Annotated in this window: 25 protein-coding genes, 5 tRNA genes and 1 pseudogene; 11 read left to right on the plus strand and 20 right to left on the minus strand. The window is 35.3% G+C overall.

The window, feature by feature from the left end; genetic code table 11:
• Positions 1–58 precede the first annotated feature (58 nt).
• From ACGH49_RS01705 to ACGH49_RS01730, 6 genes are read right to left on the minus strand one after another with little or no spacing between them, the layout of a single operon-like run.
• Entirely contained in the window at positions 59–685 is a 627-nt protein-coding gene (locus tag ACGH49_RS01705) for a protein-L-isoaspartate(D-aspartate) O-methyltransferase (protein WP_065590842.1), read from the minus strand.
• 5 nt (positions 686–690) lie between these two features.
• The gene (gene truD, locus ACGH49_RS01710; RefSeq protein WP_411588171.1) at positions 691–1716 is read right to left on the minus strand and encodes a tRNA pseudouridine(13) synthase TruD; all 1026 of its coding nucleotides are present in this window, start codon (positions 1714–1716) and stop codon (positions 691–693) included.
• 18 nt (positions 1717–1734) lie between these two features.
• Positions 1735–2220 carry a 2-C-methyl-D-erythritol 2,4-cyclodiphosphate synthase gene (gene ispF / locus ACGH49_RS01715; RefSeq protein WP_174799040.1) on the minus strand — a complete coding sequence of 162 codons (486 nt, stop codon included), beginning with the start codon at positions 2218–2220 and terminating at the stop codon, positions 1735–1737.
• A 4-nt stretch (positions 2221–2224) separates the two neighbouring features.
• On the minus strand, positions 2225–2938 hold the full coding sequence (ispD, locus tag ACGH49_RS01720; RefSeq protein WP_065590840.1) for a 2-C-methyl-D-erythritol 4-phosphate cytidylyltransferase: 714 nt from the start codon (positions 2936–2938) through the stop codon (positions 2225–2227).
• Positions 2938–3234: a cell division protein FtsB gene (gene ftsB / locus ACGH49_RS01725; RefSeq protein ID WP_411588015.1), complete on the minus strand. Its 297-nt coding sequence runs from the start codon at positions 3232–3234 to the stop codon at positions 2938–2940. Before ftsB ends, ispD begins: the two co-directional genes overlap by 1 nt.
• A gap of 21 nt (positions 3235–3255) precedes the next feature.
• Positions 3256–3573 (minus strand): TusE/DsrC/DsvC family sulfur relay protein, encoded by a 318-nt coding sequence (locus ACGH49_RS01730; RefSeq protein ID WP_411588016.1) that lies wholly within the window; start codon positions 3571–3573, stop codon positions 3256–3258.
• A 194-nt stretch (positions 3574–3767) separates the two neighbouring features.
• Here ACGH49_RS01730 and ACGH49_RS01735 point away from each other — a divergent pair.
• From ACGH49_RS01735 to ACGH49_RS01770, 8 genes and pseudogenes are all read left to right on the plus strand, one after another.
• Positions 3768–3855, plus strand: a tRNA-Ser gene (locus tag ACGH49_RS01735).
• Between the two features lie 305 nt (positions 3856–4160).
• A pseudogene (locus ACGH49_RS01740) lies at positions 4161–4306 on the plus strand (transposase); the annotation flags it as partial.
• Positions 4280–4657, plus strand: a complete 378-nt coding sequence (locus tag ACGH49_RS01745) for a DUF2345 domain-containing protein (RefSeq protein ID WP_411588173.1) — start codon at positions 4280–4282, stop codon at positions 4655–4657. The pseudogene ACGH49_RS01740 and the gene ACGH49_RS01745, both read left to right, overlap by 27 nt.
• A 747-nt stretch (positions 4658–5404) precedes the next feature.
• Complete coding sequence (locus tag ACGH49_RS01750) at positions 5405–5776, plus strand: hypothetical protein (protein WP_065608039.1); 372 nt, start codon at positions 5405–5407, stop codon at positions 5774–5776.
• The gene (locus ACGH49_RS01755) at positions 5763–6212 is read left to right on the plus strand and encodes a toxin VasX (RefSeq protein ID WP_411588017.1); all 450 of its coding nucleotides are present in this window, start codon (positions 5763–5765) and stop codon (positions 6210–6212) included. The genes ACGH49_RS01750 and ACGH49_RS01755 overlap by 14 nt, the downstream gene beginning before the upstream one ends.
• A gap of 54 nt (positions 6213–6266) precedes the next feature.
• Entirely contained in the window at positions 6267–6716 is a 450-nt protein-coding gene (locus ACGH49_RS01760) for a hypothetical protein (RefSeq protein ID WP_065608043.1), read from the plus strand.
• Between the two features lie 41 nt (positions 6717–6757).
• Positions 6758–7042, plus strand: a complete 285-nt coding sequence (locus tag ACGH49_RS01765) for a hypothetical protein (RefSeq protein ID WP_411588018.1) — start codon at positions 6758–6760, stop codon at positions 7040–7042.
• A gap of 275 nt (positions 7043–7317) precedes the next feature.
• Positions 7318–7716, plus strand: coding sequence for a hypothetical protein (locus tag ACGH49_RS01770; protein ID WP_411588019.1), 399 nt, complete (start codon positions 7318–7320; stop codon positions 7714–7716).
• 435 nt (positions 7717–8151) lie between these two features.
• On the opposite strand, the gene era is transcribed toward ACGH49_RS01770, so the two are convergent.
• From era to ACGH49_RS01810, 8 genes are all read right to left on the minus strand, one after another.
• Positions 8152–9057, minus strand: a complete 906-nt coding sequence (era, locus tag ACGH49_RS01775) for a GTPase Era (protein WP_411588020.1) — start codon at positions 9055–9057, stop codon at positions 8152–8154.
• Positions 9054–9728: a ribonuclease III gene (gene rnc / locus ACGH49_RS01780; RefSeq protein WP_296206995.1), complete on the minus strand. Its 675-nt coding sequence runs from the start codon at positions 9726–9728 to the stop codon at positions 9054–9056. Before rnc ends, era begins: the two co-directional genes overlap by 4 nt.
• A gap of 11 nt (positions 9729–9739) precedes the next feature.
• Positions 9740–10741 (minus strand): signal peptidase I, encoded by a 1002-nt coding sequence (lepB, locus tag ACGH49_RS01785; RefSeq protein WP_411588021.1) that lies wholly within the window; start codon positions 10739–10741, stop codon positions 9740–9742.
• A 48-nt stretch (positions 10742–10789) separates the two neighbouring features.
• On the minus strand, positions 10790–12586 hold the full coding sequence (lepA, locus tag ACGH49_RS01790; protein WP_411588022.1) for a translation elongation factor 4: 1797 nt from the start codon (positions 12584–12586) through the stop codon (positions 10790–10792).
• A 155-nt stretch (positions 12587–12741) separates the two neighbouring features.
• Positions 12742–13725, minus strand: coding sequence for a MucB/RseB C-terminal domain-containing protein (locus tag ACGH49_RS01795; RefSeq protein WP_081298077.1), 984 nt, complete (start codon positions 13723–13725; stop codon positions 12742–12744).
• Positions 13726–13731: 6 nt separating this feature from the next.
• Positions 13732–14310 carry an RseA family anti-sigma factor gene (locus ACGH49_RS01800; protein WP_065608066.1) on the minus strand — a complete coding sequence of 193 codons (579 nt, stop codon included), beginning with the start codon at positions 14308–14310 and terminating at the stop codon, positions 13732–13734.
• A 50-nt stretch (positions 14311–14360) separates the two neighbouring features.
• Positions 14361–14933: an RNA polymerase sigma factor RpoE gene (gene rpoE, locus ACGH49_RS01805; protein ID WP_411588024.1), complete on the minus strand. Its 573-nt coding sequence runs from the start codon at positions 14931–14933 to the stop codon at positions 14361–14363.
• Positions 14934–15157: 224 nt separating this feature from the next.
• Positions 15158–17641 carry a class I adenylate cyclase gene (locus ACGH49_RS01810; protein ID WP_065608069.1) on the minus strand — a complete coding sequence of 828 codons (2484 nt, stop codon included), beginning with the start codon at positions 17639–17641 and terminating at the stop codon, positions 15158–15160.
• 115 nt (positions 17642–17756) lie between these two features.
• Here ACGH49_RS01810 and ACGH49_RS01815 point away from each other — a divergent pair, with 115 nt between their 5' ends.
• A complete protein-coding gene (locus ACGH49_RS01815; RefSeq protein WP_411588025.1) occupies positions 17757–18368 on the plus strand; it encodes an NUDIX hydrolase in 612 nt (203 codons plus the stop codon).
• 356 nt (positions 18369–18724) lie between these two features.
• Positions 18725–19525 (plus strand): YdgH/BhsA/McbA-like domain containing protein, encoded by an 801-nt coding sequence (locus tag ACGH49_RS01820; RefSeq protein WP_411588026.1) that lies wholly within the window; start codon positions 18725–18727, stop codon positions 19523–19525.
• A 240-nt stretch (positions 19526–19765) separates the two neighbouring features.
• Here ACGH49_RS01820 and ACGH49_RS01825 read toward each other — a convergent pair.
• From ACGH49_RS01825 to ACGH49_RS01850, 6 genes are all read right to left on the minus strand, one after another.
• A tRNA-Gln gene (locus ACGH49_RS01825) sits at positions 19766–19840 on the minus strand.
• Positions 19841–20027: 187 nt separating this feature from the next.
• A tRNA-Gln gene (locus tag ACGH49_RS01830) sits at positions 20028–20102 on the minus strand.
• 25 nt (positions 20103–20127) lie between these two features.
• Positions 20128–20212, minus strand: a tRNA-Leu gene (locus ACGH49_RS01835).
• Between the two features lie 37 nt (positions 20213–20249).
• Positions 20250–20326: transfer RNA gene (locus ACGH49_RS01840), tRNA-Met, on the minus strand.
• A 116-nt stretch (positions 20327–20442) separates the two neighbouring features.
• Entirely contained in the window at positions 20443–21540 is a 1098-nt protein-coding gene (locus ACGH49_RS01845) for a multifunctional CCA addition/repair protein (protein ID WP_411588027.1), read from the minus strand.
• Positions 21541–22155, minus strand: coding sequence for a TIGR04211 family SH3 domain-containing protein (locus ACGH49_RS01850; protein WP_411588028.1), 615 nt, complete (start codon positions 22153–22155; stop codon positions 21541–21543).
• Between the two features lie 256 nt (positions 22156–22411).
• Between ACGH49_RS01850 and ACGH49_RS01855 the strand changes: the two genes are divergently transcribed.
• Positions 22412–24529, plus strand: coding sequence for an alpha-galactosidase (locus ACGH49_RS01855; RefSeq protein WP_411588029.1), 2118 nt, complete (start codon positions 22412–22414; stop codon positions 24527–24529).
• The last annotated feature ends 296 nt before the right edge of the window (positions 24530–24825 follow it).

Raw genomic sequence — 24825 nt, forward strand, 5'->3', positions numbered from 1 at the left:
GTATAAAAATAGAAAATAAGTGCTTTATTTTCTATTTTTTATTTGAGATGCAGTCTAATTATTCAACATCCCCTTTAACCAAAGGCACGAATATAACCTCGCCCATATTTTTAGCTACAAAATTATCTCCATCACGCTCAATTAATTGTAAAACCTGTTTATTTTCGCCAACAGGAATAACTAAACGTCCTTTATCGGCTAACTGTTCTAGTAAGCTTTGTGGCACTTCAGATGCGGCGGCTGTAACAATGATGCCATCAAATGGTCCACGTTCAGGCCAACCTAACCAACCATCACCATGGCGTGTTGCAATGTTATGAATATCAAGTTGCTTTAAACGGCGTTTAGTATTCCATTGTAGACTTTTTATTCGTTCTACCGAGCAGACATTTTCGACTAACTTTGCTAAAACAGCCGTTTGATATCCCGACCCTGTTCCAATTTCAAGTACTTTTGAATTAGGCTCTAATTTTAATAGTTCAGTCATCTTTGCTACGATATAAGGCTGAGAAATAGTTTGACCGCTTCCTATTGGCAATGGACGATTATCGTAAGCTTGATGCGAAAGCGCCTCATCAACAAAATGTTCACGAGGAATTGACGCAATAGCATCTAAAACGCGCTCGTCTTTTATTCCTTGTTGCCGTAAGAATTCAATTAGGGATTGCATTTTTAGATTTTGCATTTGGGCTACTCATTTTCTATTATTAGTTCACGTATCACACTTGTTGCATAACAACCTGATGGCAAATAAAAATTGAGTTCGAGACTATGCTCATCTAACCATTGCCAATTAAGCTGCTCTGCTCGTAACAATATTGACCGTCTTGCTGTTTCTACTCGCTCTTTTTTAAATAGATCATTAAATTCAGACCAACTTTCTAAACATTTTTGCTCAAACTCCAGCGCATCAAATAATGTACCTAGTGGTGAATCCCCCACCATTGGTGCAGTAATATTGATCTCGCCTTGTTCTAAACGCATTTGTAACTGAACTAGTTCGTCTGCTTGAGCAATAAACCAGCTACCACGATGCGCTAATTGTAATATATCGCCATTGAGCACGATTTGATGCAAACTTTGGGTAATGCGTTGACTGACAATATTATTAAAAATCGCACTTCGCGCCGCAGAAAGATAAAAGCTACGTTTTTTTCGATCCTTAACCGAAATTTCGCCATTGGCCCATTTTATAGCCTGAGTAATATTATTTTCATCACGACCAAAACGCTGCTCACCAAAATAATTAGGCACACCATGCTGTTTGATTAATGCTAATTTAGATTCAATTTCAGATTGGCTATTTAACGATTTTAAAATAATTTTAAAATAATTACCTTTTAATGCGCCAATTTTTAATTTTTTATTATGTCGCGTGACTTTTAATATTTTACAACCCGCCAAATTAAATGCAGAAAAGTCTGGTGTTTGTTGACCTGGCATATGTAAACTGAACCACTGCTCAGTCACCGCTTGGCGATCTTTCAAACCAGCATAACTTACTAGCTTGGTTGAAATTCCAACATATTTAGCCAACTGCTCAGCCACGAAAATGGTATTACAATCACGTTTTTGCAAAAAAACTAAAACATGTTCGCCTTCACCAGTCAACTCAAAGCCAAGATCTTCTGTCACATTAAAATCTTCGTATTGTTGCTTGTATTGCCCTTTAGTGGCCGGTTTGCCATATAAATAATTAAGTTGTGCTAACACTATTATTGCCTATTGTATAATTTAAACTGTTTCGGATTTTTTACTTAATAACACTACCGCTTGGCAAGCAATGCCTTCTTTACGCCCAGTAAAGCCTAATTGTTCAGTTGTTGTTGCTTTTACACTAATTTGATCAAAATGAACTTTCAGATCTTCTGCTATATTAACTCGCATTTGATCAACATGCGGTCGCATTTTAGGTTCTTGGGCAATAATAGTAGTATCTAAATTAACTAATTCATAACCTTTAGCTTGAACAAGGGTATACACCTCTTTCAATAATATTCGACTATCTATACCCTTATATTTAGGATCTGTATCAGGAAATAGCTTACCGATGTCACCTAATGCCAATGCGCCAATTAAAGCATCGGTTATTGCATGTAACACAACATCACCATCAGAGTGAGCAACAAGGCCATATTGATAAGGAATTTTTACCCCAGCAAGAGTTATAGGACCCTCTCCACCAAACTTATGAACATCAAATCCATGACCTATTCTCATACTTTTACCTATTTGGAATCTGCTTAGTTAAATAAAAAGTAGCCAATGCTAAATCTTCAGGACGGGTTATTTTTATATTATCCCCACGACACTCAATTAATAAAGGATGCCCACCACAATACTCAATGGCTGAAGCTTCGTCAGTGATGGCAACATGATCATTTAGAGCTTGTTGCAAACATGATTTTAGTTCGCCAGCATTAAACAGTTGAGGAGTAGCAGCGCCCCATAAATAAGTCCGATCTTCAGAATAATCAATAATGGTATCATTATTTTGACAAGCTCGCTTAATCGTATCACTAACACGAGTGGCTAATATACCGCCTTGTTTTTTAGTTGTTACTGTTTCAATCAGCCGAGTAATATCACAATGAGTCACACAAGGTCTTGCCGCATCATGAACTAAAGCCCACTGTTCATCATTTAGCAATTTTAATCCGGCTAAAACAGAATCAGCTCGAGTTTTGCCACCTAAAGCAACTTTAATCTTATCGTGCTGAGCAATTGAAAGGGTATTAAATATATTATCTTCTGAGCTAATCACAACAATAACTTGAGCGATTTGAGGATGCGTTAATAATTTATTTAGAGTATGTTCTAAAACGGTCTTCGAACCAACTTTTAGATATTGTTTAGGGATTTGACTATTCATACGGCAACCAACTCCTGCTGCCGGTACAATAGCAATGATATCATTAAGATTATTCAAGTTATGCATTATCGTTTTTTAGTATCCGAATCAATTATAATTCGATAAAAATATTCATCAGGTTTAACCATACCCAAATGACTACGAGCACGCTCTTCTATTGCCTCATAGCCACGTTGCAAATCGTTAATTTCAGCAAACATCTGTTCGTTACGAGTCTTTAACTTCTCATTATCGGCACGCAAAGTGACTAACATTTCTACATTATCTTGATAATCGTACACATTATTTTTGCCATACCATAAAGAATATTGCAGATAACCCAGTACAGCTAATAACAATAAAGGTAGCTTCCATCTTCTCATGAATTTAGTATTATCCTTTATCTATATACATTTAACTGGTTTTGGTAAGCCTGCAAGTTTAGTTGCTTGTTTAGCAGGACCGTCTGGAAATAATTTATACAAATAACGACTATTGCCCTTTTCTGCACCAAACTTTTTTTCCATTGCTTTGACTAAAGCTCGAATAGCTGGTGAGGTTTTATATTCTAAGTAAAAATCACGAACAAATAAAATAACCTCCCAATGGGCATCGGTTAATTCAATGGACTCTTTGGCTGCCAATTCTGGAACTAAATCAACATTCCAATCCTGCCAATTTTTTAAATAGCCTTTCTCATCAGTTTCTATCTGCTCTAACATTTTTTTAAAGTACGTTATTTTATTTGCGTTGTATTATACTCAATTAATCAAAATCCAACACTAATTTTGCAGGCAAATACGTTATTGTTTGTTTAATTCCTTTAAAATTTGATGAAATTTAAAGCAAACGATAAAAAAAATTAAAATAGCTATTTACAAATAAGCAAGTCTACTTTATTATTCACAGCCATTGCGGAAGTGTGGCTGAGCGGTTGAAAGCACCGGTCTTGAAAACCGGCGAGGGGCGACCCTCCCAGAGTTCGAATCTCTGCGCTTCCGCCATCTAATTCTTGTGGTAAATTCCACAATCATCCAAAGAATTCCATTTTAACCTTTGATAGCAAGGGTTCTAGTGGATTTTTTTCTTTCAATTTTATTGCTAATTCCATACTCATCCAGAGTAATCCAAAACAAGCCACGCTTAGATCGTATACTAAATCGGATAACAAAAAATACTTGATCAGTTTTGTATTTTTATTAAATACGATGATCTCGTTTTGCATTGGATTGGCTACACTAATTCATACAACTTTTTTAAGGGGTTAGGTAAACTTATCACAACTAAAAAATGAGCAAATATGAATAAGATTAAACGCAAAAGACGAACATTCACTGATGATTTTAAACACCAAATGGTCAGTCTTTATCAAAATATGGTAAATCACGTAGTGAAATCGTTGCAGAATATGATTTGACACCATCAGCATTGGACCGTTGGATAACGCAAGCAAGGCAAAGTAGCTTACTGGTCTATGCACAAGAAGGCATCGCCCTAACCAGCCCTGAAAACATCCAACTAACAACAGGAAACAGCCTCACCTTAACCAGCGAAAGTCAAACCGACATCAACACCTTAAAAAATGTCACCTTCTCATCGGCTGAAGCGGTTGGTTTATTTACCCAAAAATCGGGGATGAAATTATTTGCCAACCAAGGCGATATCGAGGTGCAAGCCCAAAATGCCAACCTCAATATGGCCGCCAAGCAAGATATCAAAGTGGATAGTGTCGATGGCAAAGTCACTTACCGCCAAAGACAACCTCACGCTTATTTGTGGTGGCTCTTATATCAAAATCAGCAGTGAAGGCATTGAACTGGGCGCACAGGATAATGTTTTATCTTAAGTGTAATGTCTTCCAGAAGATGGGGGCCAGCGAATATGGATGTAGATGCTTTATTACCTGCTGGTTGTGAATCGGCGATACAAGAAGCGGATAAACTACAAAAAGCAAATGTAAAACTTGGATAAGTTATGGATAAAATGAATAAATCAATACAAAAGCAAGATATTGAGAGTGTTTTTCAACAGATTATTGCGCTGTCATTAAAAAATGATGCAAATTTTTACCTTATCTATCAATCACATGACTAAAAAACAAGTTTAACTGATTTGATTGCAGAAAAAAATTAACATTATTTCGATATATCAGCTATCAAATAAAGCACACACCAGGATTCATTGAACTTGATTTAAAAAATGAAAAAGATCGAACCATATTAAAACAAAGTATTCAGGAATTTTATTTAGCCATCGATCCTAAAACCGTGTTATTTGCAAAACCACGTTCAGTATATGGATAAATTTATTCCTCATTTAATGCCGAAGTATTAGCACAAAAGTTAGGAAAAATTGCTATTCAACCATCAAGTGATGGTAAACAATTATTGCGTTATTTTGACCCATCGGTGTTACCACCACTATTAAATATTTTCATTTTTGTGCAAAAAAATATTACTTAATCCGATTCATTCATGGTTATATCTTAACAGTGACGGCCATTTAATTATTTAAAAAAATCATAGAGATGAAAGTAAAAACCTTATTGGCAATTTGGGGATCATCAAGCAACAATGGCAACAAATAAACTGGATCGAAAGCCGTAATCAAACACTTGCTCGTTATCATTTTTTTCACCCAGAATATAGCTTACCAGAAAGTGAAGCTGATGGCATTATTATGCAATCTTTTCAAAATGCTACCCTCAAAGGATACCATGATAAACGAGATCTAGCCGAATATGCTTATCATAGTTTAGTTATACATCCTGAATTTATTGAACATCCAATTATTGCCGAAGCAATAAGACAACATCGGCACCAATCACTAATAAAACAATTACAAACTATAACCCCACAACAATGGGATATTATAGCGGATGAATGTATCATTAATACAAAGGAAATAAATAATGGGTTTATGTGAAAAATGCCAATCTAAAGGCCTACCAATTTATCCTGTTCGTTATGCTGTTGCACCTAAATATATCAATGCAGATTTACCCTCATGGGCAAAAAACGATATGCTGCCTATTTTAAAAGGAGATAGCAAATATGTGCTAAGAACCATGCGAGCAGGCTACCTTTATGTGTTATGTCAGTATGAAGACAATATTACATTAGATATTTCCATTTATAAAATTGATGAAACCGGCGGTTTTTGGCAACAAGATATTAGTAAAGAGCAAGATCTATTAAGATTTGGTGATATCATAAGTGAAGAAAACCCTTCTATACCTGTCAATGATATACAAACGACCTGCGGCAATAGTGCCCATTTATCAAGCAATATCGCCTTTATTACACTTTCAACACCCGAAAAATGTGAAAAAGCTTGGCTTGCTTTTAGTGAACATAAATAGAGTGTTAAAACTTTAAAAAAATACCTTATTGATAAAGATAAACGTAACTTGCGAATGCAACTTATCAAACCAAAGCAATGGATAAATTCGCAAACCATCGGCATTGGCATAACTACCGCTAATCAGGAAGCTATCGCCTCAACCTTGGATATCCAAAACTCTGATGATTTAAAAGAAAGAATCACAACATCCTTACCAAAATTTAAAAGCATTGACTACTCATTTTGCTTTCCTTATTTGTATCAAAATAAACCATTAGACAAAAGTACGCTTTCGCAAAGTATTTTATTTCGCCAACCATTTATATATGATAAACAGCTATTCAAAAAACGAAGTACATTAGCACCTTGGCAATCACTAACCAAGCCAGTTTATGACCAAATCACCCCAAAAGAGCGGTATTCAGTCTATCTACATAAAAAAATGATGTCAGCCGAACGTAACAGCACGGATAGCTCACCAATGATGGTTGTATTGACAGTATTGGTATTGCTGCTGAGTTAAGTAATTGGAGTAACAGTGCATTAAACTCGTTTAGAAAAATAATGATAGAAAGACAGCGTGAAAATGCCACTTATAGTGGTATTGCAATGCTTGAAGAAGCGATAAAAAACAGATATCTTGCTGAAAGTGAAGAAGATTTTAAAAAACATATAAAAAACACCAATAGAAAATACCTTGCTGATGCAAAATATTTTAATGAAAAAGTAAAACCTTATGATAGTGGTATTTTAGGAACCGATACAACCCGAATCGTACCATGGAGCGAAGAACAAAAAGCCCAAGGCCAACGTGTTATTAATATTGTGAGTGAATATAAAAAAATATAATTTTGTTTCCAAATACGTTAATCCATATTTAACCGATATAGAAAAAAATGCCAAATTACTGTCCAATATGAACTTTTTAGGCAACTTTTTGGGGGTGATAGCGGGGGTTAATTGATATTGGTTTAAATTGGAACGAGGACGCTTCAGAGAAAGATCAGAATCAAAAAACATTATATTATGCATCTCTATTTACCTTGATTGTATCCACCACCGATTTATTTTTACAAATGGGTAAAACTAGTTTAATTAAAATTATAGATCGAGGGTTTAAATCATTGTGTTTTTTACTCGTTGATAAAATATTTATAAATGCATTTGTTTTTTCTACTGGAAGAATACTTATATCAATCATAGCATTGGCGTTAAATCCATGGGTTAGTCTGGGGATATTTTTACTTCAACTATATTTAGAATTAGCTGAAGACGATGATATCGAAAAATGGTTAAGGCGTTGCCGTTTTGGTAAAGGGCAAAATATAGCAGATTATGACTTTGCCTATCGCTTTAACTCGTCCGAAAAAGAAATTGTGGCACTGCAAGTGATCTTTAAAAAATATGAAGATCAGCTAGCCGAATATTACGCCGAACAAGAACAAAAACGTATCAAAGAAAATATGCCAGTATTCTCATCGAGTGATTGGCAAATTATTTATAATTGGCCTATCCCTCAATAATTATATAAGGAATTCAATTATGCATTACGCAAAATACGATAATAAAGACCCTGTTTATAAAGATAAAGAGCAACTATTAAAAAAAAACCGGTATTAGTATTACCGATCCAATCCTACCACCCAAAAATTTGGTTAAATTAACCGGCACCTTATCCAAATTTATAAAATGTTCTAAAATGACGTTGATTTCGACTACAGCCATTCATAAAATCCATTGAGCACGTTCTCCTGTTGGGTAACGATAACTTTTCTGGAGTTTAGGCAGATAATACGCTTTTTACATTTTATTCTGAGGTTAATTTTAACTCACAATATATCCACCCAATAAACACGTTTATGATTCCATTTATAGCCTAGCTTTCGGATATGATAAAAAAACATTTACGTTGGGATTTCCTATCTGCCTGAACAATGACAAAAAATCGGGCAAGATCTTTAATCATCACTATAACCCAAACTCCGCAACGCTCGTTCATCATCAGCCCAACCTGCTTTGACTTTTACCCAAAGCTCTAGATGGACTTTATTGTCGAAAAATGATTGCATGTCTTTGCGCGCTTCAATACCAATTTTTTTGATTTTTTCACCTTTGTTGCCGATGACCATTTTCTTTTGTCCATCGCGTTCAACTAAGATTAATCCATTAATTCGGTACATTCCGTTACGTTCATCAACTTTGAATTGTTCAATTTCAACAGTTACCGAGTAAGGTAATTCATCACCTAAAAAGCGCATAAGTTTTTCGCGGATGATTTCTGATGCCATAAAACGTTGCGAGCGGTCGGTAATGTAATCTTCAGGGAAATGGTGTTCGCCTTCTGGTAAGTGTTTTTTGACGATATCTTTGATAAGATCTACACCTTCTCCTTTTTCTGCGCTAATTGGCACAACATCAAGGAAGTTAATTTTTTGGCTTATCGCTTGAATATGCGGTAATAATTGTGTTTTGTCGGTGACGTTGTCAATTTTATTAATCACTAACAAGACTGGGCTTTTGCAATCTTTGAGTTTGTTAGCGACCATTTCGTCGTCGTCATTCCAATGGGTACCTTCAACCACAAAAATAACGAGTTCAACATCCCCTATTGAGCTGCTTGCAGCACGATTCATTAAGCGGTTTATGGCTCTTTTTTCTTCAATATGAAGTCCGGGGGTGTCGATATAGATAATTTGGTCATTATCCTGCGTGTCAATACCCACAATTCGGTGACGGGTAGTTTGCGCCTTGCGTGATGTGATCGAGATTTTTTGACCTAGCAATTGGTTTAGTAGCGTTGATTTACCTACATTTGGTCGCCCGACAATGGCGACAAATCCACAATGTTGTGTTGTTTCTGTCATTTTATACCTAATTGGTTGAGTGCCTCTTGTGCGGCAGCTTGTTCTGCTTTTCGGCGACTTAAGCCACGACCTAAATATTCATGGCTATCATTGTCAATTTTGCATTGAATTAAGAATTCTTGTTCGTGGTTATCGCCAGTTACTTCAAGAATTAAATAACATGGGCGCGGACGATGAATTCCTTGTAAGTATTCTTGTAATCTTGTTTTGGCATCTTTTTGTTTAATACCAGGTTGAATTTGTGTCAAGCGACTTTGGTACCATGATAAGATTAGTAAACGAACTGTGTCGAGGTTGCTATCTAAATAAATGGCACCAATTATGGCTTCTACAGCATCAGAAATAATCGATTCGCGACGAAAACCACCACTTTTTAGTTCACCTTGCCCTAAAATAAGGTGATCACCCAATTTGAAATCTTTACCAATTTCGGCAAGTGTTTGCCCGCAAACGAGTGTTGCGCGCATTTGGCTTAGGTCACCTTCATCTTGTTTGATAAAACGGTGATATAGTTCGTCGGCTATGACAAGACTTAAAATAGAATCCCCTAAAAACTCTAAACGTTCGTTATGTAGCTTATTAGCACTTCGATGAGTAAGTGCTAATTCAAGTAGGGATGTATCTTGGAACATATAGCCGATTGATTTTTGAATTTTAATAAATTTTTTCATAATTATAGCTATCAGTGTATACCACCAATACGACTAAAGCGGATACCTGTTGGCCATTCGTTTGGTTGTTTTTCAAAGCTGATCCAAATTGCGGTTGCTTTACCAACAAAATTAGCTTCAGGTACAAAACCAAAGTATCGACTGTCACCACTGTTATCGCGGTTGTCACCCATCATAAAATAATGGCCTTGCGGTACAATCCAAGTGGCTATCGGTTGTCCATCCTGATGATAAAAATAGTTAGGATTTTCTTGTGAACCTTGGGTGGTTAGAATATCGTGTGGTGTGTCCCCTAGGGTTTCTTGTTGAATATTCATATCCAATGTCACGATAGACTGAGAATCGACAATACCTTTATCAGCATATTGTTTTAGCGTATAAAAATTAGGATTTGTTTTGAACTGTTCATGCACTTCTTTCCAGTTACTTGGTCTTGGTTCGCTGTAATGCAAATTGAGTGGTTGTGATTGTTGCCCTTCGCAATTTGTATCTGTTGCTTGGCAAGCTGGATAGATTAAAATTTGCTTTTCTTTTACCAGATAGACGATTTTGTCACCCGGTAAGCCGACAACACGCTTTATAAGATCCATTTGGTGAACATTTGGATGTTTAAATACGGCAACATCACCACGTTGTGGTTGTCCTGTCGGAATAATGACGGTGTTAGTAATAGGATCACGTACGCCATAAGAAAATTTTTCAACAGCAATAAAGTCGCCAATTAGTAATGTCTGCATCATTGATCCTGATGGAATTTGAAACGGCTCATAGATGAATGAACGTATAACAAACACGACAAATAATACCGGAAAAAACGATGCTAAATTTTCAACCCAACCTTTGGGTTTACCCACTTGAGCAAGTATCTTTCCATCAACTTCGCCATTGCTTTGGGTACGGATTTCTTCAACTTTACGTTGTCTTGCTGGTTTCCATTTGAATTTTTCTAAAAACCAAAAGATACCAGTAATGAGTGTTGCTAGTGCTAATATGATGGCAAATGTTCCAGCCATTTTTTTCCCTCTTTAAATAAATCTTTTTATTGATTTGTTTTTAATTAGTTAATCTTTTCCTACATGCAAAATGGCTAAAAAAGCTTCTTGCGGTAATTCGACATTACCTATTTGTTTCATGCGCTTTTTACCTTCTTTTTGCTTCTGTAAAAGTTTCTTTTTACGACTCACATCGCCACCATAACATTTGGCTAATACATTTTTGCGTAGTTGTTTGACCGTTGATCTTGCTATGACATGATTACCGATAGCCGCTTGTATGGCAATATCAAATAGTTGACGAGGAATAAGATCTTTCATTTTTTCAACTAATTCTCGTCCACGATATGGTGCATTGTCTTTGTGGGTAATTAAGGCTAATGCGTCAACACGTTCACCATTAATTAATACATCTAACCTTACCATGTCGGCAGCTTGGAATCGTTTAAAACTGTAATCTAATGATGCATACCCACGCGAAGTCGATTTTAGTTTGTCAAAAAAGTCTAATACAACTTCGGTCATTGGGATTTCGTACGTTAAAGCAACTTGATTGCCATGATAAACCATATTGGTTTGCACACCACGTTTTTCAACACAAAGTGTGATGACGTTGCCTAAATAAGTTTGCGGAACTAATATGTTACATTCTGCTATTGGTTCGCGTAATTCTTGAATGTTATTTACTGCTGGTAACTTGGCAGGGCTATCAACGTAGATAATGTCATTTGATGTAGTTAGTACTTCATAAACAACCGTCGGTGCAGTGGTTATCAAATCAAGGTTATATTCACGCTCTAGTCGTTCTTGAATGATTTCCATGTGTAATAAGCCAAGGAAACCACAACGGAATCCAAATCCTAAAGCTCCAGAATTTTCTGGCTCATAAAACAACGAGGCATCATTTAGGCTTAATTTGCCAAGGGCATCACGAAAAGCTTCGTAATCGTCAGAACTGGTTGGGAATAATCCAGCATAAACTTGTGGTTTGACCTTTTTGAAACCAGGTAATGGATTTTGCGCAGGTGCTTTTGCTAAAGTTAAGGTGTCGCCCACTGGCGCGCCTAGTATATCTTTGATCGCACAAACAACCCAACCCACTTCACCACAATGCAGGCATTGTTTGTCAATTTGCTTAGGGGTAAAAATGCCAAGTCGATCAACGTTATAAGTCATACCGGTACTCATTACTTTGATCTTATCACCTTTGTTTAATTCACCATTTTTGATGCGAATTAATGAAACTACACCTAAATAATTATCAAACCATGAATCGATAATAAGTGCTTGTAATGGTGCTGTCGAATCACCTTCTGGTGGTGGAATATCACTGACTAATTGCTCAAGTACATCAACAACGCCAATGCCAGTTTTTGCCGAGCAACGTACTGCATTGCTCGCATCAATACCTACAATGTCTTCGATTTCGGCTGCAACGCGCTCTGGTTCAGCCGCTGGTAAGTCAATTTTGTTTAGAACTGGTACAACTTCAAGATCCATATCTAACGCGGTGTAGCAGTTTGCCAGTGTTTGAGCTTCAACACCTTGTCCTGCATCCACAACTAATAACGCCCCTTCACAAGCAGCTAGCGAACGCGACACTTCATAAGAAAAGTCAACATGACCTGGTGTGTCAATAAAATTGAGCTGATATATTTCGCCATTTTTAGCATGATAATCAAGGGTTACACTTTGTGCTTTGATCGTGATGCCACGCTCACGCTCAAGATCCATTGAATCAAGTACTTGAGCTTCCATTTCACGATCCGAAAGCCCACCACAAATTTGTATTATGCGGTCTGAAAGCGTTGATTTACCATGGTCAATATGAGCAATAATTGAAAAATTGCGGATATTTTTATTCATATTAATAAATTATAATTAGTATCTTGGTTATTAACGGTTAACTATCTAAAATGCCTTTTGGTTATGACCAATATCGCTAATAATTACATAGTCAGAAAGTGAAATATTTTACACTTTTATCGCTACCAAGCATAGCGTTATTAAGAAGTTTGCACTTATTTCTGAACAATATTTTGTGCAATACGTTCAATAGTAGTACGAGGTAAATTACCTATGATGATAATGTTTTTGTGACCTAAGTTGGTTGAATAAATAGTCCTTCCACCTTGTTGAATAATTTGATTAGCTTGTTTAGCTTGTTCAGATGAGATATTGACCGTAAACGAAAATACGCCATCTGAAAACAATTTAGTCGCGATATCAGAACTATAAAAATTCAAATTATAAGCAGCTACTTCTTTAAATCCTTTAGGTAACCAAGTTAGTCGCCATTGGTCGAGCATGTTATTTTGTTTTTCTATCGACAATAAAATTGGATAAGTTCGACTGTTGATATAATCTAACTGTTTTTTCTTATCGAAATTCTTATCTAGTTGTATTACTTTAATCTGATTAATTATGTCGCTATTTTGATCTAATAAATCGATCCTAATTGGTAAATAAGTTTCATCATCAATCCAAATTTCGTAGCTATAACGATCCTGTTCTTTTGCTGTGATTTTGACCAATTGAGTACTTCTATTAGCCGTTCTTGCTTTGCCTAATGAGATAAAATCATAAACACCTTTAAGGTTATTAAAATTATTATAAACAACGTCAGGGAAAGCCTCGATAATGCGAGAACTAGTGATAGAAAATGATGAACTATTAGGCTGAAAGTAACTGGTTATGCCTTTATGTAAGATGATCTCTTTATCAGGACCTTCCAGATAGCGCAAGTAGGCATTAATATTTTCTTTTACAGGCGCACCTATATGGCTGTATTCGAATGAGGTTACATATTGATTTTTATCTTGTGATACGAAGTAAATACGGTAATCTTGCGTTTGTACAGCGTGGTTCATTTTGTTTAATAACGCAAAAGCATCCTCTATATCGTTGGCATAAATCGATACTGAGAAAAATGCAAAAAACAGAGCGAATATTATTTTTCGGCTCTGTTTTATAAAATGTTTGATAAAATAATTTGATGATTTCATTTCAAATTAGTGTGTATTTAATCTTTTTTGCAATTCATAATCTTGTACAAGTAATCTGATTTTGTCGTATTGTCGTTTTTCAAGTAATTGCTGATCGTTTTGTTGATGAATGCCACCTACAGGAGCCACACTTACACCAACTGGTACTGTATTTAATGTAGGGCTTGCACTGGCACTATCTGTTTGTCCTTGATTATATTGTACACCTGCAATAATCCCAAGAGTGACGCAAGCTGCAAGTCCAACTTGGCTTACCTTGCCTATAAAGTCTTTAACGTGGATCCAAATTAGGTTTTCAGCTTTTGGTGACGTGGTTTTGTCAATATTAGGTTGATCAGTAAGTTGATTGTATAAATCTTCAGTTGCTATCGCTTGAGCAATTTGACTAGAGATATCTAAAGTTAATGAACTACTATGATTTAATGAACTACTATGTAATTCACCTCGCATTGTGTCTCTGATAATATGGTAACGATGCCAGCATGATTGCAAATTTTCATCATTTAATACTTCATCAACAATATGGTCGTTTGTAAACTCACCATCCATAAGTAATGAAAGTTGCTCTTTCTGTTCTATTTGCATAGTAAATACCTTAAATTTATGACTACTAATTATTAATCAGTTTGTAGCCATTAACTGAGTAATGGTTTAATTTTTTCATCTATTGCATCACGTGCTCTAAAAATACGAGATCTCACTGTTCCAACCGGCACATCCATAACTTGAGCGATTTCTTCGTAGCTTAACCCTTCGATTTCGCGCAATGTAATTGCTGTTTTTAAATCATCAGGTAATGCTTCGATCGTTGCAAATACTGTTTTTTTTACTTCGTCTGAAAGTGCTAAATTTTCAGGATTATCAAGATTTCTTAATGAATCTGCACCTTCGTAACTTTCGGCTTCGCTAGCATCTATATCCGATGATGGTGGCCGTCGTCCTTGAGATGTTAAGTAATTTTTTGCTGTATTAACTGCAATTCGATACAGCCATGTATAAAAAACACTTTCACCTTTAAAAAGACTTAATGATCGATATGCCTTAATAAAAGTCTCTTGCACAACATCAGGGACTTCGGACGCTAATACATAACGAGAAACCAAATAAGCCAGTTTGTTTTGATAACGAACAACAAGTAAATTAAATGCATTTTTGTCTCCATTTAAAACGCGATCTACTAATACTTGGTCTGTTATTTGCTCCCCCATTAAAGGCCTTTCCTTATCTTATTATGTTAATAACTGACAATCGGCCCAAAGTTGTGCTGACATACAGTTAGATTCTTCAATTAGAAAAAAGTTCCCATTATTCTAATAGAAATTTAATTATTTTACTTATTAATTATGAATTTTTATTCTTTTTATACTCAAAAATATATTTTCCTGAAACTTTTTGACACGATTATATTCGAATAAGCTCGTTTGCCGAGCTTTTAATTAAGCGGAATGATTTCTCTTTCATCACGCTCATTATAAGTGATTTGATAAAATTGAGGTAGATTAAAATTAACTGAGCTACTGGTAGTAAATGTGAAACGATCGTCAGATAGGATATAAAATTCGTTTATATCTTTAACCATATTATCTCTTGAACCGTTGCAATTACGGTATATTTCAACTTGATTATGCTCGTTTAAAATGTAAAGATCAAACCCTGAATCAGTACTTTCAAAGAAGAATTGTATTATCCCAGCATAAGCAACGCTGTCAATTTCTTTCGGTAGTTCGTTAGTTTCGTCTAAAATGTTTAGTGGTCTGCCTTGTATTTTGTTATTTGATACAGCGCCATAAAAATCAATCGCACTTTCAAATTGATGGCATGATACACCTAATCGCTCAAAAAATAGATACCATGAAGCTCCATCAATTCTTAATGGTTTTACTTGCGTTGAGTTATTTTGTGTGGTAGTTAAACGTAAATCAATACATTCATCCATTAACTTTTTCATTTGTTGTTTGATTTCGTCGCTCAGGTATTCACTATAACAAAAGATTTCGAGCGAATAGGGTAAATCAGCATCTTTATGCATTCGATTTAGTAATTCCTTAATCGCCTGAAGCACTGATAGTGCACCGCTGAAATGGAGAACACGAATTTCGTTCCACGAATTACGATAAAGAAGATCAATTGATCCCACTAAACTTAGCTCATTTTTACCATAATTAAGTACACTATTAGTCACTTCATCGTCTAATTCAATGTTAGCTGTCGGATCGTCTTCTAAATTTAAAATAATAGCCAAATGGCGAATTTCGCATGGTCCATATAGCTGTTCTTCAGTTGCTGCTGGCACATCAATAGGAAAGTAATTTTTTAGATCAACGATCAATTTATTAATTTTCGAATTATTTCGGTTTTGGCCATCATGATAATAAAAGTCAGTGGTATCAGCGATTAAACCGTTAAAATAGCACCAACTTACTAGTTTTAATAAGTATTTGCTATATTCAAGATATTGATGACCAATAATTGATTGCAACACAGGTTTTTGATTGTAAACATACCATCCTGCTCGATTGATGCGATCTTCCGCAACATGAATAAACGTTAATGCCTCTTCTTGTAAATTATCAGATATATTGAGCTTTAAAGTTGTGATCTTTCCCGGTAATACTTCAAAAGCAGCATAGAGTTTACGTGTTAATATCGCCAGGTCTTGAGGACTAATTAAGGAGTCTAAATTATTACGACGACCAAAATTGAGTAAATTTCGATAGCCTGACATCATAGTGTGTAATAAGATTTCGTGTATTTCTCGGACTTGCCCTATTTTCCAAGTTTGGCATGCGTCTAATTTTGCAATTTGTTGCTCATCCCATCCCCAACTTTTCACTAGGTTACTCAAAATAATGCGACGCCATGACGGCGATTGCATTGGAATAGAAAGTTTCTCATTCACTTTTAAATAAAAGCAATTACGAATTAACTCAAGTCGCTCATAATCATTAATTTCAATAAGATATTTACTGATTCTGTCCAACAACATGTAATACGAATCCAGATACATCCCTTTATGAATTTTGCCTTTTTGAATCAGTTCCCTCATTTGATAAGCAACTGGTTTATTTTGTGGGTAAATCCATGAATACGCTTCTAATAATAGGGTTTTAAGTACCGCTTTAAAAGGTGAATCAATACTTTTATAAAGTTGCCATAAACTTGCTCCAAAATACTCTTGAGCTGATAATCCAGTTAGTGGACCAAAATCAATCCATTGATCCCGTTTGATTAAATTAAGCTCAACCATTGCTTTAATGCACTTTTCATAAGTAGGATATGTAACGTTGTTCACGGTGAAATTATAAGGCACTGCAAACCAAAGCAAATATTTTCCTGCTAATAAATTTGCAGAACGATAAAATTCTTCGAGCAACAAAATATGTTGCGCCGATCCACAATTTTCGCCCATTAGACATTCATGATGCTTATTTATAAAACGATCAGCATCTACCACAAATAACGTTAATTGGACTTGCAAATTTGCTGCCCAGTCCTCGATCAAACGGCATTTTTGTTGTAATGCTTCTTTTTGTTGATCTGTTAAACTATTCTCAATACATATCCAAACATCAAGATCAGATTGAAATGACTGCCCAATAGAACAGGTACTACCCATTGAATATAAAGCAGATATTGTAGGGAGATTAATAATTTTATTTTCGTTCGCGGTTGGAATAAAATCGAATTCGGTTTTAAGCAGTTTTCTTACATCATCAGACAACTGATAACAAGCAATACCAGAAGGTATATTACCTTCCATATATCCTGGTAATTCAGGTGTATGATAATGAAAAAGAGCAGGAAGTAACAAAAATACCTGTTGAAATTCAGAAGACATACCTACGAGCGCGCGTTCACGTTTCAAAATGGCAAGAGCTTCAAGTTCTTTTTTTATGTTATTGATATAATATTGCATAGCTTCAGTTAGATAAAATACGCGTATTAAACTCGCGCATTAAATAAATCTAGCATGTTATTTGTATAAGGTAAATAGGGCAAAAATTTAAACCTCTCGAGTAAAATGAATAATTATGATAACAATTGAAAATATTGCTAAACAAATTCAAAAAAAAGAAACCGTAAAATTTATCAATAATAAAGCTGCGGTATTATTGCCTATCGTTGATATTGATCATAAATTGCATCTTTTATTTCAAGTTAGATCTAAAAAATTAAAATGGCAACCTGGAGATATTTGCTTTCCTGGTGGGCGTGTGGAATTATCTGATACCAATCCCGAATACACAGCTAAACGAGAAACAGTTGAAGAATTAGGTATATCTTTTAACCAAATAACAATTTTAGGACCATTACCCAAGTTTATTGCAACATTAGGTATGGCTATTTATCCATTTGTTGGCACAATCAATTCGCTTGATGATTTGCAACTAAATCATGATGAAGTCGAACAGATTTTTACCGTTCCTATTGAGTGGTTTATTCAAAATCCCCCTCAGCGTACAACAATGTTTGTCGGGCATAAACCAGCTGATGATTTTCCTTTTGATATCATTGTAAACCGATCGCCTAAATGGCAAAAAAGAGCTGAGTATTCTGTCTATTTTTATCAATATCATAATTGGGTTATTTGGGGTTTAACTGCGCAGATTCTTAACTTTTTTATTGAAAAAATTAGAGACTAATCTGTACAGGAAATACAGTTCAGAAAAATTTTAACATTCTTAATTAGCACTAGATTAACTCTTTTTTTGACAATTCATTTCATTTTAAGCAATTAATGCTAGGCACCCTTCTATTTGATTAAAAGAACTTGAGGATTATTACTGAACGTCTTATAACAACAACAAGTTGTTTTACTATTTGTTCCTACCAAAACAACTATATGTCTTAACGCTTTTTACAAGTAGACAAGGACAACACATCAGGAGCTCTGCCAGTTCGAATACTTTCGAAGTAATATCAATCTATATCTACAAATAAAATAAGCGTTGAACAGCAATTCTCTATTTTAATAATTCAAAAATGAAGGAAATATATTATGAAACGTTTTACCAAATCTTCTATTGCGTTAGCCGTATTGTTATCATTACCTGTTGCTAGTCTTTATGCTGCTGAGCCATTAACTGCTGAAGAAAGTAGTCATTTAGTACCATTGAAAGAAATTTCTGTAACCGGAAGTTATTTACAGGCCGAAAATGCTGCTAAAGATATTTCTCGTGCTGCCGATGAAGCAGGCGCTAAATATTACTATATTACAGCAATGGAAAGTCCAGCCAATGGAACTTCCTCAGATCGTGCGATTGTTTATGCCAATATTTACAAATCTAACGCACCAATAGCCATACAGAAAGATGAAACTATTTATAATGGTGTAGTTTCTTATGAACGTTCAAAAGCTCTTTACTATTTACCGTTTGATGTTGTTAAATTTAAAGGTAATTACAATAACACTTCCGAAATCACCGAAGCTGCAAGTAAATTAGCTGCAAAAAAAAATGCTTATGCGTTTTATATCGACTCCATTTCGTCTGATGACATCAAAAACCAAGCAGAAGATATCGAAGTGGCTTTATATAAGCAAGACGCACCAGCTAGAGATTATATCGTCACAACTGCAATAGCAGGTCAAGATGCCTACGAAATTAGTAGCGAAGCGTTTAAACACATGACCCCATTTAGTACTATTAGCTTCCATGGTGTATTTAACAATACAGCAGAAATCAGTGCCGCCGCACAAAAACATGCGGTTGCTAATGGCGCACACTTTTATTATGTAAAAGAAATATCATCTAACTCTGCAAGCACGGCACAAACCGTTTTTGTTAACTTATATAAATAAGATTCGTAATTGAAATAAATCCCACGTGAGTAATTTGTTTTGCCCGTGGGATTTAACCAAAAAACGATCAAAGATCACATTATTTTTATTTTTTGTTTAGGTGTTTTTAATTAATGTCAATTAATTACCCTTTACTAAATAATAGACGATACCCCGCCGATTTTAATCCACAAAGGCAAAAAAATTTGCTTATTTAAAACTACATTTAATAAGAAAGAATTGGAAAATAGATAACCTATATGGCTGGGGTACCAGGATTCGAACCTGGGCGTGGCGGGATCAAAACCCGCTGCCTTACCGCTTGGCTATACCCCAATATATAAAATAAAGATCACATTTGATACAAGGTGTGAAATTTTAACTTGCACACATCCCTAAACTAGGCTCCAAATCTAATGCGTCTACCAGTTCCGTTATACTCACATAAAAATATTGAGTAAATTAATACACCAACATTGATACAACTCAAAAAAATGAAATACCAAAATTATGTATATTGGAATGGCTGGGGTACCAGGATTCGAACCTGGGCATGGCGGGATCAAAACCCGCTGCCTTACCGCTTGGCTATACCCCAATATAGGATAGATATTAAGATTAAATGGTGCGGGTGGAGAGACTTGAACTCACACGCCTTGCGGCGCCAGAACCTAAATCTGGTGCGTCTACCAATTTCGCCACACCCGCATTAAATACTTCCTGTAAAAGTACTACCTAACCTTAATGGTGGCTACGACGGGATTCGAACCTGTGACCCCATCATTATGAGTGATGTGCTCTAACCAACTGAGCTACGTAGCCATTCATTTGCAACGTCATAACCAACACTGCGAAGCGCATTATGCTAGTGTTACGCCAAATCGTCAACCCTTTTTTTAAGATATTTTGAAAAAAAACGATAATTGATTGAGAGTTAGTCAAATCCAGTTTAATAACGCTTCAATTCGCCTTTTTTGTAACTCATAATGGATTTGTTTTCCTGTATAACCTTCAGAAATAATTTGCTGCACATTGACGCCATTGGCGATTTTATAAGCTTCTTTTATATAATTTGCTTGTGCAAACGATGCTGTTTTAGCAAAAGCTTGGCTTGCAATAATTAATTGGTCAAGGTGCGAAGGGTTGCGCCATACATCAATACTATTTAGCAAAGAAACAATTTTCTCAGCAGTCAGGGTTTGCACTCGTTCAAAATTATTTCGATATTGCTGAACCATGACGGCAACTTTAGTATAGTTGTTAGGTACTTTAATTTTTGCACATAATGCTTCGACTGCTAATTTGTTAGGTAACTGTGCGCACAGCACTGCAAAACGGATAGTTAAATCATCAGTTAATAAAGCAGATTTTTTTAGTGCATCATTAATACTGGCGGTTAAGTCTAATGATGAAAATAATAAAGGAAGTGCTCCACATTGCTCTAACACTTGAAAATAGATCTGTGGATTTAATGTCGACAATGCTTTTTCGGTTTCTTTCCATACACGCTCTGGTGTTAAGTAACTAACCTCACCGTCTAATACCATTTGTTTCATTAGCTCTATAGTTTCAGCTGCCACAGTAAAACCTAATCGATGAAAACGAGCAGCAAAACGAGCTACACGTAAAATACGTAGAGGATCTTCTCGGAAAGCTGGCGATACATGGCGTAAGATTTTATGTTTGATGTCATCAACGCCATGATATGGATCGATGATATTGCCATCTTCATCCATTGCAATAGCGTTAATTGTTAGGTCACGGCGAATTAGATCTTGTTCTAATGTGATCTCTTTACCAAAATCACAGATAAATCCAGTATAACCTCTACCGGATTTACGCTCAGTGCGAGCCAACGCATATTCTTCTTTCGTATGAGGGTGTAAAAAAACTGGAAAGTCTTTACCAACTTGTTGATATCCTAACTCCAAAAGCTCATTTGGTGTAGCGCCAACTATAACCCAATCATGGTCAGCAACAGGTAGATGCAACAATTTATCGCGCACACTCCCTCCTACAAGATAGATTTTACTCATCTATCTCATCCAGAGATCTCTTTTACGTCGACTAGGTATAATTCTTGGTAAAATAAGCCCTAAAATAAAACCTCCTCCAGCGACAAGACCACCATAGGTAAACCAAGTTATAATAAGATCACGCCGTTTATCATCCACTTGATTTAGCATTGACTCGATTCGTAAGTTTTGCTCTTTAACTTGTTTTTCTAAAACATTATTTTTATTTTGAAGTGTATCAATAGATTTTTCAGCCGATTGCAACTTTTGGACATAATCACTCACTAATTTTTGTTGATTTGCTTCGGTATTATCAACTTTGTCTTGATATTCTGCTAATTTAGCTTCTAATGCTGGAAAACGTTCTTTATAGCTAGGCTGTTCATTTAGCTTATTCGTTTCAATCCAAGCAGTATTACCACTCTTTAATTGAATGCGGGTGAATTTACCATCTGCACTTTTTTCAAGCTCAATGACCTTTGTTCCAGCTTTAACGGCATTAGAAAATGCATATTGCGAACCAGGACCTCGGCGCAAATAAATATCAACATTATCAGTCACATATTTGTCTATAGCGTAACCATCAAAAGAAATCGCAAAAAACGAAAGTAGTGCAATAATATTTATTTTTTTCATATAGTTCCAACAACCATCTATAAAGAATTTCATAATAACATAAATTGATAGCAATATAATATAACATAAAATAATATCAATTCTTATATTCATTTTATAATAAACGGCTTTAAAATCTAGAATAAAAGTATAATACAAAAATGAAATCGTTTACATTTTTTTGAGATCTTAATCACAAAATATGAAATTAAAAATATTATTTTAGATAAATAGCCATTATTTTATATAAGTGACATATTACAAATTTGGAGCCATTATGAATTATCGTCTTAGCAACAACAACATAGATATTCTTTTTCGCACTGAACCATATACCGAATTGTGTTATTTTGGTAAACGATTACAAAACTTTCAACCTGAAATGATTGACATGCTTTACCCTGCTGTTCCAAATTCCCGTATTGATGTCAACGTTCCATTTACTCTATGCCCAGAAGAAGGTTTAGGTAATTTTAGTACACCAGGACTTGAAGGACACCGAAATGGTAAAGATTGGTCTCCTGTTTTTACAACTAAAGAAGTTAATAAAACTGACAATAGCATTACCATTATTAGTGAAGATAACATTGCTAAACTTCGTTTAACCAGTTTTTTTATTTTAGATAAAAGTGGGGTTTTGCAGTGTCAAAATACTTTAACCAATTTAGGTGATGAAACATATCAAGTTAATCGTTTTTCTATTACGCTACCTATTCCTGAACGGGCACAAGAATTAATGGCTTTTAGTGGTCGTTGGATTAAAGAATTTTTCCCTCATCGAACTAAAATATCACATTGTGGTTATTTACAAGAAAATCGACGAGGACGAACATCACACGAATATTTCCCTGGGATGATGGTTGGTACCGAAGGTTTTAAAGAACAAACTGGTGAAGTTTGGGGAATCCACTTGGGATGGAGTGGTAATCATCGCATTCAAGTTGCAGTTAAAAGTAACGGTAAACGTTTTATTCAAGCTGAAGCTCTGTATTATGCAGGAGAAATATCACTAGCTAAAGGTGAATCTTTAAGTACGCCTTGGTTATATGCTACCTATAGCGATGAAGGCTTAAATAAAATGAGTCAACATTTCCACCAGTTTCTACGCAGTAATATTATTAAATTCGCCAAAAATAAAGCTCGTCCTGTTCATCTTAATACATGGGAAGGTATCTTTTTTGACCATAACCCTGATTACATTATGAAAATGGCGACTAAGGCAGCTCAAATTGGTGTTGAACGCTTTATCATTGATGACGGTTGGTTTGGTAAACGTGATGATGATTACCAAGGATTAGGTGATTGGTATTTAGATGAGCGAAAATATCCCAATGGTTTAGAACCGGTTATTAAACATGTTAAAGATCTTGGTATGGAGTTTGGTATTTGGGTTGAGCCAGAAATGATTAATAAAAACTCAGATCTTTATCGTGCTCATCCCGATTGGTTACTTGAACTACCAGGTTATCAACAACCAGAAGGTCGCCATCAGTATTTACTTGATCTACAAAATCCAGCTGTTTTTGAATATCTGCTTGAAAGGCTAACGTGGTTACTCAGTAGTTATAACATTGATTATATTAAATGGGATATGAATCGTGAAATTGTTCAACCTGGTCATGAAGGTAATCCTGCAATTGTTGGCCAAACTAAAACACTTTACCGATTGCTTGATATTTTGCAAGAAAAATTCCCTACCGTTGAAATAGAATCTTGTTCATCAGGTGGAGGTCGAATTGATTATGAGATTTTAAAGCGTACACAACGTTTTTGGACTTCAGATTCTAACGATGCATTAGATAGACAAATAATTCAACGCGGAATGAGTTATTTCTTCCCTCCAGAAGTCATGGGTGCTCATATTGGCGGTGCATTATGTCATACTACATTCCGTGAGCTACATATGAATTTACGCGGTCTAACTGCTTTATTTGGTCATATGGGAGTTGAACTCGATCCAGTAAAAGTATCTGAGCAAGAACAGAACGGTTTTGCATATTATATTAATTTACATAAACAATTGCGTCCTTTATTACATAGTGGTAACTTTGTAAGATTGGATGTTGATGATAACCTAGCTATGCAAAGTTATGGCGTTGTAAGCCAAGACCAAAAAGAAGCTGTATTTATTATTGCTCAACTAACATTACCAACTTACGCGTTAAGCGGTAATTTGCGATTAACTGGCTTGTTGGCTGATAAACAATACCAAATTGAAGTACTAGATATGCCTGATAACATTGATCCTAAAATAAATGGTCATGTTATGAAAGCATTACCTCAATGGATGAAGAACAAAACGACTCTATCTGGTGATTGGTTAATGGATGTCGGATTACCTTTACCAGTACTTGACCCAGCAACGGCTATGTTAATAAAAGTAACCGCTAAATAATATTATTGATACTTTTAACTTAATTATTTAGCAACAACTAGGGGGAGTTGCCAATCGCTATCCCCCCTTTATATTCAATCTCTAATGAAACAATTCTAGTTTTCATGACGCCAATGATATTATTGGCAAAGTTTTTATTTTACCTTATTATAATCGGTTAATTCGGCCATATATCAAGAGTATTGCAAGCGAATTAACTTGAAGACAGTAAAAGATAATCCTTTTCACTCTAAGCATTTTTCTTAAATTATTGTTAATCTACAGAACTCTATATTGACAAATATTAAGTATGAAAA

Origin of the sequence: Gilliamella sp. BG7, from assembly GCF_046635565.1 — a bacterium.
Classification (GTDB): Bacteria; Pseudomonadota; Gammaproteobacteria; order Enterobacterales; family Orbaceae; genus Gilliamella; species Gilliamella apicola_P.

Bases quoted from the DNA above. Each gene is read 5' to 3' on its own strand.
- ACGH49_RS01705 (WP_065590842.1), bottom strand. From the start codon at position 685: ATGCAAAATCTAAAAATGCAATCCCTAATTGAATTCTTACGGCAACAA.
- ispF (WP_174799040.1), bottom strand. From the start codon at position 2,220: ATGAGAATAGGTCATGGATTTGATGTTCATAAGTTTGGTGGAGAGGGT.
- ispD (WP_065590840.1), bottom strand. From the start codon at position 2,938: ATGCATAACTTGAATAATCTTAATGATATCATTGCTATTGTACCGGCA.
- ftsB (WP_411588015.1), bottom strand. From the start codon at position 3,234: ATGAGAAGATGGAAGCTACCTTTATTGTTATTAGCTGTACTGGGTTAT.
- ACGH49_RS01730 (WP_411588016.1), bottom strand. From the start codon at position 3,573: ATGTTAGAGCAGATAGAAACTGATGAGAAAGGCTATTTAAAAAATTGG.
- ACGH49_RS01755 (WP_411588017.1), top strand. From the start codon at position 5,763: ATGGGTTTATGTGAAAAATGCCAATCTAAAGGCCTACCAATTTATCCT.
- ACGH49_RS01760 (WP_065608043.1), top strand. From the start codon at position 6,267: ATGCAACTTATCAAACCAAAGCAATGGATAAATTCGCAAACCATCGGC.
- ACGH49_RS01765 (WP_411588018.1), top strand. From the start codon at position 6,758: ATGATAGAAAGACAGCGTGAAAATGCCACTTATAGTGGTATTGCAATG.
- era (WP_411588020.1), bottom strand. From the start codon at position 9,057: ATGACAGAAACAACACAACATTGTGGATTTGTCGCCATTGTCGGGCGA.
- rnc (WP_296206995.1), bottom strand. From the start codon at position 9,728: ATGAAAAAATTTATTAAAATTCAAAAATCAATCGGCTATATGTTCCAA.
- lepB (WP_411588021.1), bottom strand. From the start codon at position 10,741: ATGGCTGGAACATTTGCCATCATATTAGCACTAGCAACACTCATTACT.
- lepA (WP_411588022.1), bottom strand. From the start codon at position 12,586: ATGAATAAAAATATCCGCAATTTTTCAATTATTGCTCATATTGACCAT.
- ACGH49_RS01795 (WP_081298077.1), bottom strand. From the start codon at position 13,725: ATGAAATCATCAAATTATTTTATCAAACATTTTATAAAACAGAGCCGA.
- ACGH49_RS01800 (WP_065608066.1), bottom strand. From the start codon at position 14,310: ATGCAAATAGAACAGAAAGAGCAACTTTCATTACTTATGGATGGTGAG.
- rpoE (WP_411588024.1), bottom strand. From the start codon at position 14,933: ATGGGGGAGCAAATAACAGACCAAGTATTAGTAGATCGCGTTTTAAAT.
- ACGH49_RS01810 (WP_065608069.1), bottom strand. From the start codon at position 17,641: ATGCAATATTATATCAATAACATAAAAAAAGAACTTGAAGCTCTTGCC.
- ACGH49_RS01815 (WP_411588025.1), top strand. From the start codon at position 17,757: ATGATAACAATTGAAAATATTGCTAAACAAATTCAAAAAAAAGAAACC.
- ACGH49_RS01820 (WP_411588026.1), top strand. From the start codon at position 18,725: ATGAAACGTTTTACCAAATCTTCTATTGCGTTAGCCGTATTGTTATCA.
- ACGH49_RS01845 (WP_411588027.1), bottom strand. From the start codon at position 21,540: ATGAGTAAAATCTATCTTGTAGGAGGGAGTGTGCGCGATAAATTGTTG.
- ACGH49_RS01850 (WP_411588028.1), bottom strand. From the start codon at position 22,155: ATGAAAAAAATAAATATTATTGCACTACTTTCGTTTTTTGCGATTTCT.
- ACGH49_RS01855 (WP_411588029.1), top strand. From the start codon at position 22,412: ATGAATTATCGTCTTAGCAACAACAACATAGATATTCTTTTTCGCACT.